Genomic DNA, 16,325 nt, shown 5'->3' on the forward strand with positions numbered 1-16,325 from the left:
CTGCGCACCCGGTCCGGCCTGAGCGTGCGGGAACTGGCACGCCGGCTCGGCTGGCACGAGAGCAAGGTGTGCAGGGTCGAGAGCGGCAAGCAGAACGCGAGCGAGGTCGACGTCGTGCAGTGGGTGGTGGTGCTGGGCTGTCCGCGCCCCGAGCTGGACGACGTGCTGGCCCTCGCGCGCCAGCCGGAGTCCGGCTTCGTCGTCGTGCCCCGCGCCGACCGCAACGAGCGGAGCGGCACGACCTCCCTGGAGGAGCGTCCCGGCCGCGCGCCGGTGGTGCGGGTGGAGCACGACTTCACGACCCTGCTGATCGACGACGAGCACGTCGTGGCCCGCTACCGCGAGCTGCTCCGGAGCTGACCGCCGCGGGTCAGCCCCCAGCGGATCAGCGCCCCAGCGGGCCGCGTCCCAGCTTCAGCAGGATCAGCGCCAGCTCGTGGCCCTCGGGGCCGAGCTCCCGGTAGCGGTTGAGCACGTCGATCTCCCGGTTGTGCACGATCTTCGTGCCACCGGCGGCCATCCGCGCCGCGCCGATGATCCTGGAGATCTCGACCCGTCGCTTGACCATGCGCAGGATCTCGGCGTCCAGGTGGTCGATCTCCTGGCGCAGTTCGGCGATGTCCACGGCCTCTTCGGTGGTGCTCATGACTGACCTCTCGACGCGTTCGGCGAGTCCTGACCCGGAAGCGACGAAGCCCCGGGGTCCGAGGACTCCGGGGCTTCGTGGTGGCTGCTGCGTGCTACGCGACCACGGGAACCGGAGTCCGGATCCCGTAGAAGAAGACGAAGAACGTCGCGCGCACACCACGAGTGTCGCACAGCTCCCGTTCGCGCGTCGATCTCGTCCCGCTCCGCGGAATCGTGCGGGAACGCGGAGTCGTCGGTGCGGGCGAGTACCGTTGTCGGACGATGAGCGCCTTGTTCGACTTGCCCGCGAGTCCCCCTTCCGCCCGGTCCGCCCACCTCCTGGACGACCTCAACCCCGCCCAGCGCCGCGCGGTCCAGCACTCCGGATCGCCGCTGCTGGTCGTCGCGGGTGCGGGGTCGGGCAAGACCCGCGTCCTCACCCGGCGCATCGCCTACCTGCTGGCCGAGCGCGACGTGCACCCCGGTCAGATCATGGCGATCACGTTCACCAACCGGGCCGCCGCGGAGATGAAGGAGCGCGTCGCCGACGTCGTGGGCCCGCGCGCCCGCTCCATGTGGGTGTCGACGTTCCACTCGATGTGCGTGCGGCTGCTGCGCAACGAGGCCAAGACCATCGGCCTGTCGTCCAACTTCTCCATCTACGACTCGGACGACACGCGTCGGCTCATCACGCTCGTGGCCCGCGACCTCGACCTCGACCCGAAGCGCTACCCGGCGCGCACGCTCGCCGTGCACGTGTCGAACCTCAAGAACGAGCTGGTGGACCCAGAGACGGCCGCCGAGCGGGCCACCACCGACCTGGAGCGCCGCGTCGCCGAGGTGTACTCCTCGTACCAGCGGCGGCTGAACGAGTCGAACTCGATGGACTTCGACGACCTGATCATGCGGTCGGTCGAGATGCTCCAGGGCTTCCCGGACGTGGCCGAGCACTACCGCCGCCGCTTCCGGCACGTGCTCGTCGACGAGTACCAGGACACCAACCACGCGCAGTACACGCTGGTCCGCGAGCTGGTCGGCACCGGGGAGGGCGGCGTGGAGCCGGCCGAGCTGTGCGTCGTGGGCGACGCGGACCAGTCGATCTACGCCTTCCGCGGCGCGACGATCCGCAACATCGTCGAGTTCGAGCGCGACTACCCGCAGGCCACGACGATCCTGCTGGAGCAGAACTACCGCTCCACGCAGAACATCCTGTCGGCCGCCAACGCGGTGATCTCCCGCAACCCCGACCGCCGCGACAAGCGCCTGTGGAGCGACCTCGGCGAGGGCGAGAAGATCGTCGGCTACGTCGCGGACAACGAGCATGACGAGGCCGCGTTCGTGGCGGCCGAGATCGACCGGCTGATCGACAGCGGCGACGCGACCAACAACGAGATCGCCGTGTTCTACCGGACGAACAACCAGTCCCGCGTGTTCGAGGAGATCTTCATCCGCCTCGGCCTGCCCTACAAGGTGGTCGGCGGCGTCCGCTTCTACGAGCGCCGCGAGGTCCGCGACGCCCTGGCCTACCTGAGGGTGCTGGCGAACCCGGACGACACGGTGAGCCTGCGCCGCGTCCTCAACGTCCCCAAGCGCGGCATCGGCGAGCGCGCCGAGGCGTGCGTCTCGACCTACGCCGAGCGCGAGCGCGTCAGCTTCGCCACGGCGCTGCGCGCGGCCGTCGAGGGCCGGGTGCCGCTGCTGAACCCGCGCTCCCGCAACGCCGTCGCCGGGTTCGTCGAGCTGCTCGACGAGCTGAACGACGTCGTGGAGAGCGGCGCGGACGTGGCGACGATCCTGGAGGAGGTCCTCGTGAAGACCTCCTACCGGGCGGAGCTGGAGGCGAGCGACGACCCGCAGGACCACACGCGGGTGGAGAACCTCAACGAGCTGGTGACCGTGGCGCGCGAGTTCGGCGAGCTGGCGGTCGGCGCCCCGGAGCCGACGGCCGGCACCGAGCCCGAGCCCGTCGACACCAGCGACCCCGGCGTGCCGGACGCGGGGTCGCTGGGGGCCTTCCTGGAGCGCGTCTCGCTCGTCGCCGACGCCGACTCCATCCCGGACGCGGACTCCGACGGCGTGGTCACCCTGATGACGCTCCACACGGCCAAGGGCCTGGAGTACCCGGTGGTGTTCAGCACCGGCTGGGAGGACGGCGTGTTCCCGCACATGCGGGCGCTCGGCGACCCGGCCGAGCTGTCGGAGGAGCGGCGGCTGGCCTACGTGGGCATCACCAGGGCCCAGCAGCGCCTGTACCTGTCGCGGGCCCTCGTGCGCTCCGCGTGGGGCTCGCCGACGACGAACCCCGCGTCGCGCTTCCTCGACGAGGTCCCGGCCGAACTCGTCGAGTGGCGGCGCGTCGAGCCCACCCGCTCGGCCCCGTCGACCGCGACCACGTGGCGACGCACCGGCGGCGACTCGGCCCAGGCGGGCCTGGCGTCGCGCGGGATGCGGACCACGTCGTTCAGGGGCTGGCAGGAGACCCCGGCGCTGTCGCTGGAGGTCGGCGACCGCGTGAGCCACGACAAGTACGGGCTGGGCACCGTCGTGGCCACCGAGGGCGTCGGAGCCCGCGCGACGGCCACGATCGACTTCGGCAGCGCGGGCAAGGTCCGCCTCATGCTGATCGGCGGAGTTCCCCTCCAGAAGCTCTGACGGGCGCACCCTCACGGGGCCGGTTGCGACGCTCGTCGCAACCGGCCCCGTCGTCGCGCAGCCCGACGCACGTCGCCGAGGCGTGCGACGACGTGCGGCTCGTCGTGGGGGCGGCGCTGCGCGCGGGGCGTTGACCTCTGGCCGCGTTGCGCCGTTCGAGTGGTTCCGAAAATCGGTTGAACCGGGGAGGAAGCTCGTACGTGTCGCAGGTGTTCATCACCTGAACGAGGTAGTCCGAACTCGGGAGCAACCTCGGTTCCGACTGGGCGTCTTCAAGGGTGTCGCAAGCGGTGAGGCCGGTTCGTTCGGGGTGGATCGGCCGGGGGGCGCGAGCGGCACGGGGGGCGGAGCGTCGCAGTCGGGGGCGGTTCTTCGCGAGGAGATGAACACCGGGGGGAACAGGCCGGGTCGCGTTCGCGCGGCCCGGCCGACCTCTGTCACCACGGGTGCGGCACGACGACGCGGGGTCCGGCCGGAGGGGGACACAGCCGGACGAGCTGAGGCGTGTCGACGCCGTTCAGCGCGTGGTCGTGCGGAACTGTCGGTGGTGTCTGATCTGATCGTTCTGTGCGGGGTACGACGGGAAGGTCAGAGGCTGATGCCGTTGGCGTTGAGCCACGACAGCGGGTTGATCTTCATGCCGCCCGGCTCCCAGACCTCGAAGTGCAGGTGCGGGCCGGTGGAGAAGCCGCGGTTGCCCATGGTGGCGATCTGCTCGCCGGCCTGGACCTGCTGACCGACCGACACGCTGTAGGCGTCGACGTGGCCGTAGACGGTGATCGTGCCGTCGGTGTGCTCCACGCGGACCCACAGGCCGAAACCGCTGGCGGGACCCGCTTCGATGATCACGCCGTCCGCGGCGGCCAGGATCGGCGTGCCGATCGGGCCGGCGATGTCGACGCCGAGGTGCATGGTGCCCCAGCGGCCGCCGTAGCCCGAGGTGAAGGCGCCCGCTGCGGGGCGGACGTACTTGGGCCGGCTGGCCTCGGCCTGCTCGGCCTCGCGCTCGGCGGTGTACTGCTGGCTCTTGGCGAGCTTGTCGACCTCGGACGCGGAGTCCACGGTCCGGGCGACGGGGAGGATCTGGGGTGCGGCGGGGGCGGTGCCTCCGACGCCGAACGCGGCCGCGCCCTCACTGGCACTGGCCAGTGGCGTCACCTCGTCCGAGGAAGAGGAGTTGGCGGCTGCCTGCAGGGTCTGACCCGCGCCGGCTGCCGCGAACGCGCCGACCGCGACAGCGGCCACGACGATGCGTCCGCGCAGGGCGGACGGCGGCGGGGGGAGCCGGTGGGAGCCGGTCGAACGCTGGACGCGCTCGGTCGGCTGGTCGAGCACTGCAGAACCTTCACTGCCGCCGGGGGAGCGGTGTTGAGACAAGACTGCGCCTTCCGTCTTTCGGGGAGTCCGACCAAGACCCGGGCGGGGGATCCCGGTGAGTCGATCGGGGTAATCGACTCGATGTCCTGCTCGTGATCGGACCGTGACTTCGGACCGGGGGACAGTAACGGCGCGGAAGCTCGGAAGGCAATCCCCCCGATAGATGCGTCTCCCACGGCGGTCAGCACGAAGGCTGGTGCTGTGCTTCGTGACCCCCGGTAGCGAGAAGACGGGTAAACCTGGTGCGTCCAGGCAAGATGGGGGTGACGGAAGTTTCATGCGATCGGGTGACGGCTGTCACGATCACGTGAAGAGTCCTGGGGTCGACGGGCAGAGAAAGGTGACCTGAATCACGTATTTGGTGCTCCTCGACCCGCAACGTCGGGTGATCCAGGCGTGCGTTGCGCTGCGGGACGATGACCTGGTCCATCTCGCTCCACACCACGACGAACCGGGTGGCGCACCCCGGCGCGGGCGCGGCCAGTTCCTCCAGCAGTTCCGACCCCGGCCTGAGCTGGCGGGTCAGCGGTGTGGGCAGCAGGTAGGCGGACAGCGTGCCCGCGTGGGGCGTCCCCAGCGTCACCAGCGTGCTGACCCTGGAGTCTCCACCGAGCCGCTGGACGTAGTAGCGGGCGATCAGCCCGCCGAGTGAGTGCCCGACGACGTGCACGCGGTCGGAACCGGTCTGCTCGCAGATGCGCTCGACGTGCGCGCCCAGCAGAGCGGCCGACCGGCGCACGTCCCCGGTCAGTGCGGTCAGCACGCTGTAGTTCACAGCGTGAACGGCCCCGAAACCCCGCCTGCGCAACGCCCCCGACAGCACTGCGAAAGCCGATCTGTTGTCCCCGATCCCGTGCACCAGCACTATCGGGGTGCCCGCGGCCTCGATGGACGAAACCACCAGACCGCGTTGTCTCGGCGGCAGGTCGTCGGTCCGGTAGTGCCGGTACGGGCCGGCCGGACGCAGCTGCTCCGCCACCGCGCCCCAGGGGTAGAGGACCGTGTGGGCCGCGAGCCAGGCGGTCTCCACCGCCATCCCGCGCAGTCCGCCGGGGCTCACCGCGGCGCCCAGGGCCACCAGCGCCTGCTCCGACACCTCCGCCGCGACACCGGCCGCGGTGCGCGCGGCGGAGTGGACGCGGTCCCGCACCGCTCCCGCCAGGTTCGACAGCGCCGCGGCGCCGGTGCCGAGGACGTCCGGTGATCGCATCACCGGACACGGGTACCCCCGGACGCTCCGCCGCACGCCCCAGGGGACCGGGGGGCCGCTCCCCGGACTTGCTAGCGTCGAGCCGATGACCAGAACCGCGTCTGACGACACCCCGACCCCGTCGGAGCCGGAGGTTCCCGACGGCCGGGACGGCACCACTTCGCGGATCGCGCTCGGTGCCGCCGCGTGCGGCGCGCTGCTGCTGGTCGCCGGCCCCCTGGTCGGTGTCGCGGACGTCCCGGCCGCCTTCACCTCCTGGCCGCTGCTGACCCTGCTGGCCGTGCTGCCCGTCGCCGTCGCCGCGGTCCTCCTGGCACGCGGCCTCTCCTCCGCGGCGGCCGCCGTCCTGATCGCCTCGGCCGTGTTCGCGCCGGGACGCCTGCTGCTCGACCTCCAGACCGCCGCGGACGCGTTCGCCGCGTCCCGTCCCGAGCTGCTGCGGCCGACGAGCCTGGAGCCGATCTCCGCCGCGTCCGGCGCGTGGGTGCTCGTCGCGGGACACGTCCTCGTCCTCGTCGCCGGCGCGCTCGCCGCGACCGCGGGCGGCGTGCTGGTCGAGCAGGACGACCCGGACGAGCAGTCGGGGCAGCGCGGTCGCTTCGGCCGGGCCGCCGCGGTCGGCGTCGTCGCGCTCGTCGCCCTGCTCACCACGCCCTTCTCCTCCACCGACCCCTTCCTCCTGGCGCGCGGCCCGCTCGACTCGCCCGGCCTCGCGGTGGCGGGTGGCCTGCTGATCGCGCTGGCCGCGCCCGTCGCCGGTGCGCTGGCGGCCCTGTCGTCGTCCCCCTCGCACCGCAGGTGGGGACTCGCCGGCACGGCGCTCGCGCTCGCCGCGGTCGCGCTGCCGCCGCTGGTCGCCGGACTCGTCGCCGCCGACCTCGGTGTGACGTGGGGACCGGTCGTCGTGCTCCTCGCCGCCGCCGGGTTCGCCGCGCTGGCCGTCGCGCAGGGTCGCGAGGAGTCCCCGCAGGACCGGACCGCGCTCGCCGCCGGCGCTCCGCTGACCGTCGAGCTGGCGGGTCAGCAGCGGTTGCAGACCGCGGCGGGCGCGCTGGGCCTGCTCGCCGGAGTCCTCGCCGTCGCCGGTGGGCTCACCTCGCAGATCGTCGTGCCGGAGGGCGTGCCGGCGCCGGAGCACTTCGCCGGTCGCCCGCTGCTGCCCGCAGGGGTCGTCGTCGGCCTGCTGGGACTGGCCCTGCTGGTGCGCGCGAGCGCCTCCGCCGCGCGGCCCGCGTTCGTCGTCGCCCTCGCCGCGCTCCCGCTCGCCGCGTCCAGCGCGCTGGACGCCGTGCTCGCCGCGACGTCGGTCGTCCCGTCGCAGCTGAACTCCGCGTGGAGCGAGCCGGACGCGCTCCGGCCGGGCACGGGCGCCTGGCTCACCGTCGCCGCGCTGGTCCTCGGCGTCCTCGCCGCGGCCTTCGGCACGCTCGCCGGAGCCGTCGAGCGCGAGGAGACCGGCGGTGGACGACAGCGGTCGACGCTGCCCCTGATCGCCACCGGCGGCGTCGCCGCGCTGCTGGCGATCGGCGCGTTCACCCTCCCCGCCCTGCGCGCCGACGACTTCGTCGCGCCCGCCGTCTCGGACCTCGGCACCGCGTCCTGGGGGCTGCTCGTCGCCCTGCTGACCGTGCTCGCCGCGGTCGGGTTCGCCCTCGTCTCCCGGCCGCCGCGCGCGGCCGCGCTCCTCCTCGGCGCCGCGCTGGTCGTCGGCGTGAAGGCGCTCGAACTCCCCCTCACCGGCGCGCGGGTCGCCGGCGCGGTGCCCGGTCCCGGCACCTGGCTCGCGGCGGCGTCGGTCGTCGCGCTGGTCGTCGCGGCCACGACGTCCCTCTCCCGGCGCTAGTTGTCCTACCCTGCGGTGGAGCGGAAGATCCCGCGCGAACGGCAGAACGGGAGACGGACATGGCTGGACGCATCCGCGTGGTGGTGGCCAAGCCGGGGCTGGACGGTCACGACCGCGGCGCCAAGGTGGTGGCGCGCGCCCTGCGCGACGCGGGCATGGAGGTCGTCTACACCGGACTGCACCAGACGCCCGAGCAGATCGTCGAGACGGCCCTCCAGGAGGACGCCGACGCCGTGGGCCTGTCGGTCCTCTCCGGCGCGCACATGACGCTGTTCGCCCGCGTCGTGCAACTGCTCGCGGAGCGGGGTGCGGAGGACGTCGTCCTCTTCGGCGGCGGGATCGTGCCGGACGAGGACCTGCCCGCCCTCGCCGAGATGGGCGTCGCGAAGATCTTCACGCCGGGAGCCACCACGACGGAGATCGTCGACTGGGTGACGGAGCACGTCGGCCAGCAGCCCGAGCGCGTCTGAACCGCCGTTCGTGATCGACCTCACCGTGCCTGTGGGGGACCTCACCGAGTACGGGGTGCGAGGCTTCCGCGCCGGTCGATAGTGTCTGCACAGCCGCGTCCGGCTGGTCTCGCTGTCCGGCTCAGCCGGCGTTCCAGGTGATGCCTGGTGCGCGTCAGTGCCGTTAGCGCGTTCCCGGGTTTCGCCAGGAGCGCCGGACACCGGGGGCCAGCCGGGGACGCGGAGTCCGACACCGATGTCGCAGGAGACCCGAGTGGACCTGTACGAGTACCAGGCGAAGGACCTCTTCGCCGCCCACGACGTCCCGGTACTTCCGGGAGACGTGGCGAGCACGCCCGCCGAGGCCAAGGCGATCGCCGAGCAGATCGGCTCGACCGTGGTCGTGAAGGCCCAGGTCAAGACGGGCGGTCGCGGCAAGGCCGGCGGCGTCAAGCTCGCCGAGACCCCCGAGGAGACCCAGAGCAGGGCCGAGGCGATCCTCGGTCTGGACATCAAGGGTCACATCGTTCACCGCGTGCTGGTGACCCCCGCGTCCGACATCGCGGAGGAGTACTACTTCTCCTTCCTGCTGGACCGCGCGAACCGCACCTTCCTCGCCATGGCGTCCGTCGAGGGCGGCATGGACATCGAAGAGGTCGCCGCCACCAAGCCCGAGGCCCTCGCCAAGGTGCCCGTCGACGCCATCACCGGTGTCGACCTGGCCAAGGCGCAGGAGATCGTGGCCCTGGCGAAGTTCCCGGCCGAGGTGGCCGACCAGGTCGCCGACGTCATCGTGAAGCTGTGGGACACCTTCGTCTCCGAGGACGCGACGCTGGTCGAGGTCAACCCGCTGGTCCGCGACCCGCAGGGCAAGATCGTCGCCCTCGACGGCAAGGTCACGCTGGACGAGAACGCCTCCTTCCGCCACCCGGCGCACGCCGACCTGGTGGACAAGCAGGCCGAGGACCCGCTGGAGCAGAAGGCCAAGGAGAAGGGCCTCAACTACGTCAAGCTCGACGGTCAGGTCGGCATCATCGGCAACGGCGCCGGTCTCGTGATGTCCACCCTCGACGTCGTGGCCTACGCGGGTGAGAAGCACTCCGGCGTGAAGCCCGCCAACTTCCTCGACATCGGCGGCGGCGCGTCCGCCGAGGTCATGGCGAACGGCCTCGACATCATCCTCAACGACGAGGACGTGCGCAGCGTCTTCGTCAACGTCTTCGGTGGCATCACCTCCTGCGACGCCGTGGCCAACGGCATCGTGCAGGCGCTGGAGATGCTCGGCGACCAGGCCACCAAGCCGCTGGTCGTCCGCTTGGACGGCAACAACGTGGAGGAGGGCCGGCAGATCCTCGCCGACGCCGCTCACCCGCTGGTGACCGTTGTCGACACGATGGACAACGCGGCCGACAAGGCTGCCGAGCTCGCGGCTGCGGGGGTCTGACCGATGGCTATCTTCATCACCGAGAACAGCAAGGTCATCGTTCAGGGCATGACCGGTGCCGAGGGCACCAAGCACACCAAGCGCATGCTCGCGTCCGGCACGAACATCGTCGGTGGCGTGAACCCGCGCAAGGCCGGCGAGAAGGTCGACTTCGACGGCAACGTGCTCCCGGTGTTCGGCACCGTGTCCGAGGCCATCGAGGCCACCGGCGCCGACGTCACCGTGATCTTCGTGCCGCCGGCGTTCGCCAAGGCGGCCGTGATCGAGGCGATCGACTCGGGCATCGGCCTGGCCGTCGTCATCACCGAGGGCATCCCGGTGCACGACACCGCCGCCTTCTGGGCGCACGCGGTCGCGACCGGCAACAAGACCCGGATCATCGGCCCGAACTGCCCCGGTGTGATCAGCCCCGGCAAGTCCAACGCGGGCATCATCCCGGCCAACATCTCCGGCCCCGGCAAGATCGGTCTGGTGTCCAAGTCGGGCACCCTGACCTACCAGATGATGTACGAGCTGCGGGAGTTCGGCTTCTCCACCGCGGTCGGCATCGGTGGCGACCCGATCATCGGCACCACGCACATCGACGCCCTCCAGGCGTTCCAGGACGACGACGAGACCGCCGCGATCGTGATGATCGGCGAGATCGGCGGCGACGCCGAGGAGCGTGCGGCGGCGTACATCGCGGAGCACATCACCAAGCCGGTCGTCGGCTACGTCGCGGGCTTCACCGCCCCCGAGGGCAAGACCATGGGCCACGCCGGTGCGATCGTGTCCGGCTCCGCCGGCACCGCGCAGGCGAAGAAGGAGGCCCTGGAGGCGGCGGGCGTCAAGGTCGGCAAGACGCCGAGCGAGACCGCTGCTCTGATGCAGGAGATCATGCGCTCGATCGGCTGATGGCCGTACGGCGTTCGGGCCGGGTGTCGGACACGTTCCGGCGCCCGGCCCGTCTGCATTCATACGGACGAGATGACCCGTTGGTGGAACCGGTGAGATCCGGTCGTCGTCGGAGTCGTCGTATCGGCTAGCGTTTCGCTGCTGACCAGTTGTAAGCCCTCGGAGGAGGAACCTCACATGTCCGTGCCGTACGGCGCACCTCAGCAGCAGCCGCAGGGACCGGCGCAGCAGCAGTCCGTGGGCCTGAACCTGCAGTTGATCCTGCCGCTCGTCGCGGCGGGTCTCGCTCTCATCGCCTACCTGCTGGCCTTCACCGACGAGATCTCGTCCGGTGACGTCCAGTACCTGCTCGCCGCGGGTCTGCTCGCGGGTCTCGTGGTGCTGCCGCGGGTTCCCAACCTGCTGCCCGCCGCCGCCGTGCTCTCGGTGATCCCCGCGCTGCTCATCCTGCAGTCGATCATCAAGACGGACGCCGACGTGGAGGGCATGCAGATCGTCCTCCTGATCGTCGCCCTGCTGGAGGCGGCCGCGATCGTCGTCGCTCTCCTGATGCAGGTGGGCATCCTGAAGTTCGAGCCGAAGCCGGTGAACGTCTACGGCCAGCCCGGTGGCTGGAACCCGCAGTCCGGTTCCTTCCCGCAGACCGGTCAGCACCCGCAGCAGGGCCAGTTCGGCCAGCAGCAGCCGCCGTCGGGTCAGTTCGGCGCGCAGCAGCCGCCCCAGGCCCCGCCCGCCGCGCAGCCCACGAGCTTCATGCCGCAGCCGGGCCAGTTCGGCCAGCCCCAGCAGGGTCAGCCCCAGCAGGGGCAGCAGCTCGGCACGCCTCCCGGCGGATTCGGCGGTCCCACGCAGGGCTGATGCTCGTCACCGCACGTGTCTGATCAGAGGGGTGGCGCCGCACGTCCGGCGCCACCCCTCTGATCCGTGCGCGGCGTGCCTCACTCGATTGGCCGAGCACGACTGACACAGTGGGACGGTGCCGGTGCTGCAATCAACCGCGCACGGGATGACCGACTCCGTGCGCCCGCCCGAGTTCTCCCGCGCCGAACGCGTCCGGGTGCTGGTGATGTCCGCCAGCGGTTCCGTGGTGGTCAGCTACGCCGCCGTCGCCGCGCTGTTCGCGCTCGTCGCGTCCACCGCGACCCACGCCGACTTCTCCACCGCCGGTGTCCTCGGCGCCGCGGCGCCGGGCTGGCTGACCGCGCACCACGTCCCCCTGAGGTTCTCCGGCGGTCAGCTCGCGGTGCTGCCGCTGCTGCCGACGTTCCTGCTGGTCCTGCTGATCGCGCGGACAGCGGCCAGCACCGCCGACCGGCTCGGGCTGTACGAGCCGTTGCAGGCCCGCGCCGTCGTCCTCAGCATCTCCGGCGCCCACGCCGCGGTCGGCGGCGGCATCGCGCTGCTCCTGAGCGACGGTCCGGTGCTGGCGACCCCCGCCGTCGCGTTCTTCGGCTGCGCCGCCGTGTCCGGGGTCGCGGCCACCCTCGGCGTCGCCCGCCGGTGCGGTCTCGTCGAGGTCGTCCTGGAACGGCTGGACCCGGTCGCCCTGCGCGGTGTGCGCGCCGGGTTGATCGCCCTGTTCGCACTGGTGGCGGCGGGCGCGGCCGTGTTCGCCGCGTCGCTGGCCGCCTCCTTCTCCACCGCGGCCGTGCTGTTCGACCAGACGGGCACGACCGTCGGCGTGCAGCTCGGGATGTGGCTGCTGTGCCTGGGGTACCTGCCCAACGCGATCGTCGGCGGGCTGTCCTTCGTCGCCGGAGCCGGGTTCTCCCTCGGCGAGGTCACGATCAGCCCCACCCGGTTCACCGGCGGCGACCTGCCCGCGGTGCCGCTGCTCGCCGCGCTGCCCGAGCGGCAGATCGCGTTCCTGCCGGCCGTGCTCGTGCTGCCGCTGCTGATCGGCTGCGCCGTCGGCTGGTACTGCCGTCGCGTCGCGCCGCGTCCGGGCAGCCGGGTGCGCGCCGTGCTCGTGGCCGCCGTGACCGCGGGAGCGGGTGGCCTCGTGCTCGCCGCCGTCGCGGGCGGGCGGCTCGGCCTGGGATCGTTCGACCCGGTGACGGTGCCCGCCGGTCTGCTGGCCGTGCTCGTGGCGGTGTGGATCGTGCTGCCCGGCGCCCTCGTGACCTGGTTCGCCGGCCCGCGTCCCGAGCGGCTGAAGCGCACGCGAGTGCGACGCGCCCGGACCGTCACCCCGCCCGCCGCCGCGGCCCCCGTGCACGCCGACGCCGCTGACGACCCCGAGGACCCCGACTCCGAGGACGACGCCGAGGAGTTCGCCGACGACGAGCCCGACTCCGCCGAGGACGACGTCGACTTCGCGGACGGTGCTGAGGACGACGGTGCTGAGGACGACGGTGCTGAGGACGACGGTGCTGAGGACGAGGATGTTGAGGACGACGGTGTTGAGGACGACGGTGTTGAGGACGACGGTGCTGAGGACGACGGTGCTGAGGACGACGGTGAGGAGCCGGTCGACGAGGACGTCGCCGCCGAGTTCGACGACGAGTTCGACGAGCTGGCGGTCGACGAGCTGGACGACGACGCGCTGATCGGCCTCGGGATCGACGACGCCCTCGACGGGGACGACGCCGAGGACCTGGACGACGAGGACCTGGACGAGGACGAACCCGGCTCCGAGACGGACCTGAAGCGCGGGCGCTGACCGGGTGCACCTAGGCTGAACAGGTCAGTCCCCCTGCACCGCCCCGCCAGGAGAACACGCTGAGCACCGCAGACATCCGCAGTGAACTCCGTCTTCCGGCACCTGCGAGGGTGGTCGTGCTGGTCTCCGGGTCCGGCACCCTCCTGCAGGCGCTGCTGGACGCCGCCGCCGACTCCGCCTACCCGGTCGACGTCGTGGCCGTGGGCGCGGACCGCGACGGCATCGAGGGACTCGCCCGCGCCGAGCGCGCCGGAATCCCCGCCTTCGCGGTGAAGCTGCGCGACCACGCCGACCGCGCCGCGTGGGACACCGCGCTCGCCGCCGCGGTGGCCGAGCACGAACCCGACCTCGTGGTCTCCGCCGGTTTCATGAAGATCATCGGACCGGCGTTCCTCGCCCGCTTCGGCGGACGCATGATCAACACGCATCCCGCGCTGCTGCCCGCCTTCCCCGGCGCGCACCCCGTCCGCGACGCCGTCGACTACGGCGTGCGCGTGACCGGGGCGACCGTGCACCTGGTGGACGGCGGCGTGGACACCGGGCCGATCCTGGCCCAGGAAGCCGTCCCGGTCGAACCCGGTGACGACGCCGACAGCCTGCACGAGCGCATCAAGGTGGTGGAGCGGCGGCTGCTGGTCGACGTGGTCGCGGCGCTCGCCGAGCAGGGCTGCACCGTGAACGGACGAAAGGTGAGCATTCCGTGACCACTCCTGCCGAGAGGCGACCGGTTCGTCGGGCCCTGATCGGGGTCTCCGACAAGTCGGGGCTGCTGGAACTCGCCGCAGGCCTGCACGCGGCCGGAGTCGAGATCGTGTCGACCGGCGGCACCGCGAAGGCGCTCGCGGACGCGGGTGTGCCGGTGACGCCGGTCGAGGAGCTGACCGGCTTCCCCGAGTGCCTCGACGGCCGGGTGAAGACGCTGCACCCGCGGGTGCACGCCGGTCTGCTGGCCGACACCCGGCGGCCCGAGCACCTGGCGCAGCTGGACGAGATGGAGATCCGTCCGTTCGACCTGCTCGTGGTGAACCTCTACCCGTTCGCCCGCACGGTCGCCTCCGGCGCCGACCCCGAGGACTGCGTCGAGCAGATCGACATCGGCGGCCCGGCCATGGTGCGCGCGTCGGCCAAGAACCACGCCAGCGTCGCCGTCGTGGTCGACCCGGCCAGCTACGAGTGGGTCCTGGAGCAGGTGCGCGCCGGCGGTTTCACCCTCGCCGAGCGGCGGCAGCTCGCCGTGAACGCCTTCCGGCACACCGCGTCCTACGACGTGGCCGTGGCCTCCTGGATGGGCTCCGTCCTGAGCCCGGACGACGACGGCTCCGGCTTCCCCGGCTGGACCGGCGCCACGTGGCAGCGCTCGAACGTGCTGCGCTACGGCGAGAACCCGCACCAGAGGGCCGCCCTGTACGTGCGGGGCGACGGCAGCGAGGGCCTGGCGACGGCGCAGCAGCTGCACGGCAAGGAGATGTCGTACAACAACTACGTCGACTCCGACGCCGCGTGGCGTGCCGCGTGGGACCACGAGCTGCCGACCGTGGCGATCATCAAGCACGCCAACCCGTGCGGCATCGCGGTGTCCGTCCTGGACGGTGCCGCCGCCATCGCGGAGGCGCACCGCAAGGCGCACGCGTGCGACCCGGTGAGCGCCTTCGGCGGGGTGATCGCGGCGAACCGCGAGGTCACCGTGGAGATGGCCGAGCAGGTCGCGGACATCTTCACCGAGGTGATCATCGCCCCGTCCTACGCCGACGGGGCCGTGGACGTGCTGGCGCGCAAGAAGAACGTCCGCATCCTGGTGGCGCAGCCGCCGACGCGCGGCGGTGCGGAGCTGCGCGCGGTGTCCGGCGGCCTGCTGCTCCAGACCGTGGACACGATCGAGGCCGAGGGCGACGACCCGGCCACCTGGCAGCTCGCCTGCGGCACGCCCGCCGACGAGGCGACGCTGACGGACCTGGCGTTCGCCTGGCGCGCGGTGCGCGCGGTGAAGTCCAACGCGATCCTGCTCGCCTCCGACGGCGCGACCGTCGGCGCGGGCATGGGGCAGGTCAACCGGGTGGACGCCGCGCGGCTCGCGGTGACCAGAGCCGGTGACCGCGCGCGGGGCTCGGTGGCCGCGTCCGACGCCTTCTTCCCGTTCCCGGACGGCCTGGAGGTGCTGCTCGACGCCGGTGTGCGCGCGGTCGTGCAGCCCGGTGGTTCGGTGCGCGACGCCGAGGTGATCGCGGCCGCGGAGGCCGCGGGCGCGACCCTGTACCTGACGGGCACCCGCCACTTCGCGCACTAGTCCGTCGCTGGTCCCCTCCGCGTCGTCGCGGAGGGGACCAGCGCGGGTCAGCGGCCGAGCAGGCTCTCGACGCCCCTGCGGGTGATCGACTCCGCCTCGTCCTGCGGAACGGGGCTGTTGCTGAAGACGCCGCGGTCGAAACCGCTGTAGGTGACCTGGTGGATCGTGGCCCCCTCGCGCACGATCGCCTTGGTGGTCGACGAGGTGCCCGACTGCGACAGCACCCACACCGCCTCGTCGCCGAGCCCGTCGATCGGGCGCACCTGCCCGGCCTGCGCCGTCCGGAAGTTCCCCCTCGCCATCTCCTCGTCGTCCAGGACCGCCGTCTCCGCGACGAGGTCGCGGGCGTCGCTGCCGTCCTGGCCGAGCGTCTGGCCGTAGACGCAGACGTGCCAGTTCTCGCTCATCTCCTGGCTGCTCCTGCGGTTCGTGGTCTTCGCGGCCGCCAGCACGTCGTCGCCGAGCGCGCACTGCTCGGGCATGGTCGCTCCGACCTGGGGCGTGCCCCGGTCGCGGGTGCTGGCCCAGAAGAAGCCGCCGACCGTGGCCAGTCCGCCCACGCCGAGCAGGGCCAGCACGACCACCAGCACCACCACGCCCGCGCGGTTCTTGCGGGGCGGCTGCTGCGGGTTCCAGCCCGGCCCACGACCGGGTCCCCACTGCTGCTGACCGGGGCCCCACTGCTGGGGGCCGGGCTGCCGCTGGCCGGGCGGGGGAGGTCCGTTCCCCGGCGGCGGCGGTCCGTACCCCTGGTGGAACTGCTGCTGAGGTGGCTGATTCCCCCAGCCCGGTGGCGTGCTCATGACGGCCAGTGTCGCAGCACCGTGCACGCGCCGTGACCGAGAGCGCGGGATTGCGGTGGGGTCGGCAGCGGGATACGATC

14 protein-coding genes are annotated in these 16,325 nt (G+C 72.2%); 10 read left to right on the forward strand and 4 right to left on the reverse strand.

Features of this window, described 5'->3' with window-relative positions; genetic code table 11:
* On the forward strand, nt 1-360 hold a 360-nt coding region (locus tag IMZ35_RS15810), incomplete at its 5' end, for a helix-turn-helix domain-containing protein (RefSeq protein WP_199441827.1).
* A 25-nt stretch (nt 361-385) separates the two neighbouring features.
* Here the strand turns inward: IMZ35_RS15810 and IMZ35_RS15815 are convergent.
* A complete protein-coding gene (locus IMZ35_RS15815; RefSeq protein ID WP_199441828.1) occupies nt 386-646 on the reverse strand; it encodes a chorismate mutase in 261 nt (86 codons plus the stop codon).
* Nucleotides 647-909: 263 nt separating this feature from the next.
* On the opposite strand from IMZ35_RS15815, the gene pcrA reads away from it, so the two are divergent.
* On the forward strand, nt 910-3,279 hold the full coding sequence (gene pcrA, locus IMZ35_RS15820; protein WP_199441829.1) for a DNA helicase PcrA: 2,370 nt from the start codon (nt 910-912) through the stop codon (nt 3,277-3,279).
* A gap of 588 nt (nt 3,280-3,867) precedes the next feature.
* Here pcrA and IMZ35_RS30695 read toward each other — a convergent pair.
* Nucleotides 3,868-4,614: a M23 family metallopeptidase gene (locus IMZ35_RS30695; RefSeq protein WP_307868191.1), complete on the reverse strand. Its 747-nt coding sequence runs from the start codon at nt 4,612-4,614 to the stop codon at nt 3,868-3,870.
* Nucleotides 4,615-4,837: 223 nt separating this feature from the next.
* Nucleotides 4,838-5,866 carry an esterase/lipase family protein gene (locus IMZ35_RS15830; protein ID WP_199441914.1) on the reverse strand — a complete coding sequence of 343 codons (1,029 nt, stop codon included), beginning with the start codon at nt 5,864-5,866 and terminating at the stop codon, nt 4,838-4,840.
* A gap of 85 nt (nt 5,867-5,951) precedes the next feature.
* Here IMZ35_RS15830 and IMZ35_RS15835 point away from each other — a divergent pair, with 85 nt between their 5' ends.
* The 8 genes from IMZ35_RS15835 to purH all read left to right on the forward strand — a co-directional run bounded on the left by IMZ35_RS15835 (nt 5,952) and on the right by purH (nt 15,442).
* Nucleotides 5,952-7,709, forward strand: coding sequence for a hypothetical protein (locus IMZ35_RS15835; protein ID WP_199441831.1), 1,758 nt, complete (start codon nt 5,952-5,954; stop codon nt 7,707-7,709).
* A 59-nt stretch (nt 7,710-7,768) separates the two neighbouring features.
* Nucleotides 7,769-8,179: a coenzyme B12-dependent isobutyryl CoA mutase small subunit gene (gene icmB / locus IMZ35_RS15840; protein ID WP_199441832.1), complete on the forward strand. Its 411-nt coding sequence runs from the start codon at nt 7,769-7,771 to the stop codon at nt 8,177-8,179.
* A 253-nt stretch (nt 8,180-8,432) separates the two neighbouring features.
* Nucleotides 8,433-9,602: an ADP-forming succinate--CoA ligase subunit beta gene (sucC, locus tag IMZ35_RS15845; protein WP_199441915.1), complete on the forward strand. Its 1,170-nt coding sequence runs from the start codon at nt 8,433-8,435 to the stop codon at nt 9,600-9,602.
* A 3-nt stretch (nt 9,603-9,605) separates the two neighbouring features.
* Nucleotides 9,606-10,496, forward strand: coding sequence for a succinate--CoA ligase subunit alpha (sucD, locus tag IMZ35_RS15850; RefSeq protein ID WP_199441833.1), 891 nt, complete (start codon nt 9,606-9,608; stop codon nt 10,494-10,496).
* Nucleotides 10,497-10,673: 177 nt separating this feature from the next.
* On the forward strand, nt 10,674-11,354 hold the full coding sequence (locus tag IMZ35_RS15855) for a DUF5336 domain-containing protein (RefSeq protein ID WP_199441834.1): 681 nt from the start codon (nt 10,674-10,676) through the stop codon (nt 11,352-11,354).
* A 148-nt stretch (nt 11,355-11,502) separates the two neighbouring features.
* On the forward strand, nt 11,503-13,158 hold the full coding sequence (locus tag IMZ35_RS15860; RefSeq protein WP_199441835.1) for a cell division protein PerM: 1,656 nt from the start codon (nt 11,503-11,505) through the stop codon (nt 13,156-13,158).
* Between the two features lie 116 nt (nt 13,159-13,274).
* Nucleotides 13,275-13,862 (forward strand): phosphoribosylglycinamide formyltransferase, encoded by a 588-nt coding sequence (purN, locus tag IMZ35_RS15865; protein ID WP_307868193.1) that lies wholly within the window; start codon nt 13,275-13,277, stop codon nt 13,860-13,862.
* Nucleotides 13,859-15,442 carry a bifunctional phosphoribosylaminoimidazolecarboxamide formyltransferase/IMP cyclohydrolase gene (gene purH / locus IMZ35_RS15870; protein ID WP_199441836.1) on the forward strand — a complete coding sequence of 528 codons (1,584 nt, stop codon included), beginning with the start codon at nt 13,859-13,861 and terminating at the stop codon, nt 15,440-15,442. The genes purN and purH overlap by 4 nt, the downstream gene beginning before the upstream one ends.
* 47 nt (nt 15,443-15,489) lie before the next feature.
* On the opposite strand, the gene IMZ35_RS15875 is transcribed toward purH, so the two are convergent.
* Nucleotides 15,490-16,245: a hypothetical protein gene (locus tag IMZ35_RS15875; RefSeq protein WP_199441837.1), complete on the reverse strand. Its 756-nt coding sequence runs from the start codon at nt 16,243-16,245 to the stop codon at nt 15,490-15,492.
* Nucleotides 16,246-16,325 lie beyond the last annotated feature (80 nt).

The organism is Umezawaea beigongshangensis (assembly GCF_016464305.1).
Lineage (GTDB): Bacteria > Actinomycetota > Actinomycetes > Mycobacteriales > Pseudonocardiaceae > Umezawaea_A > Umezawaea_A beigongshangensis.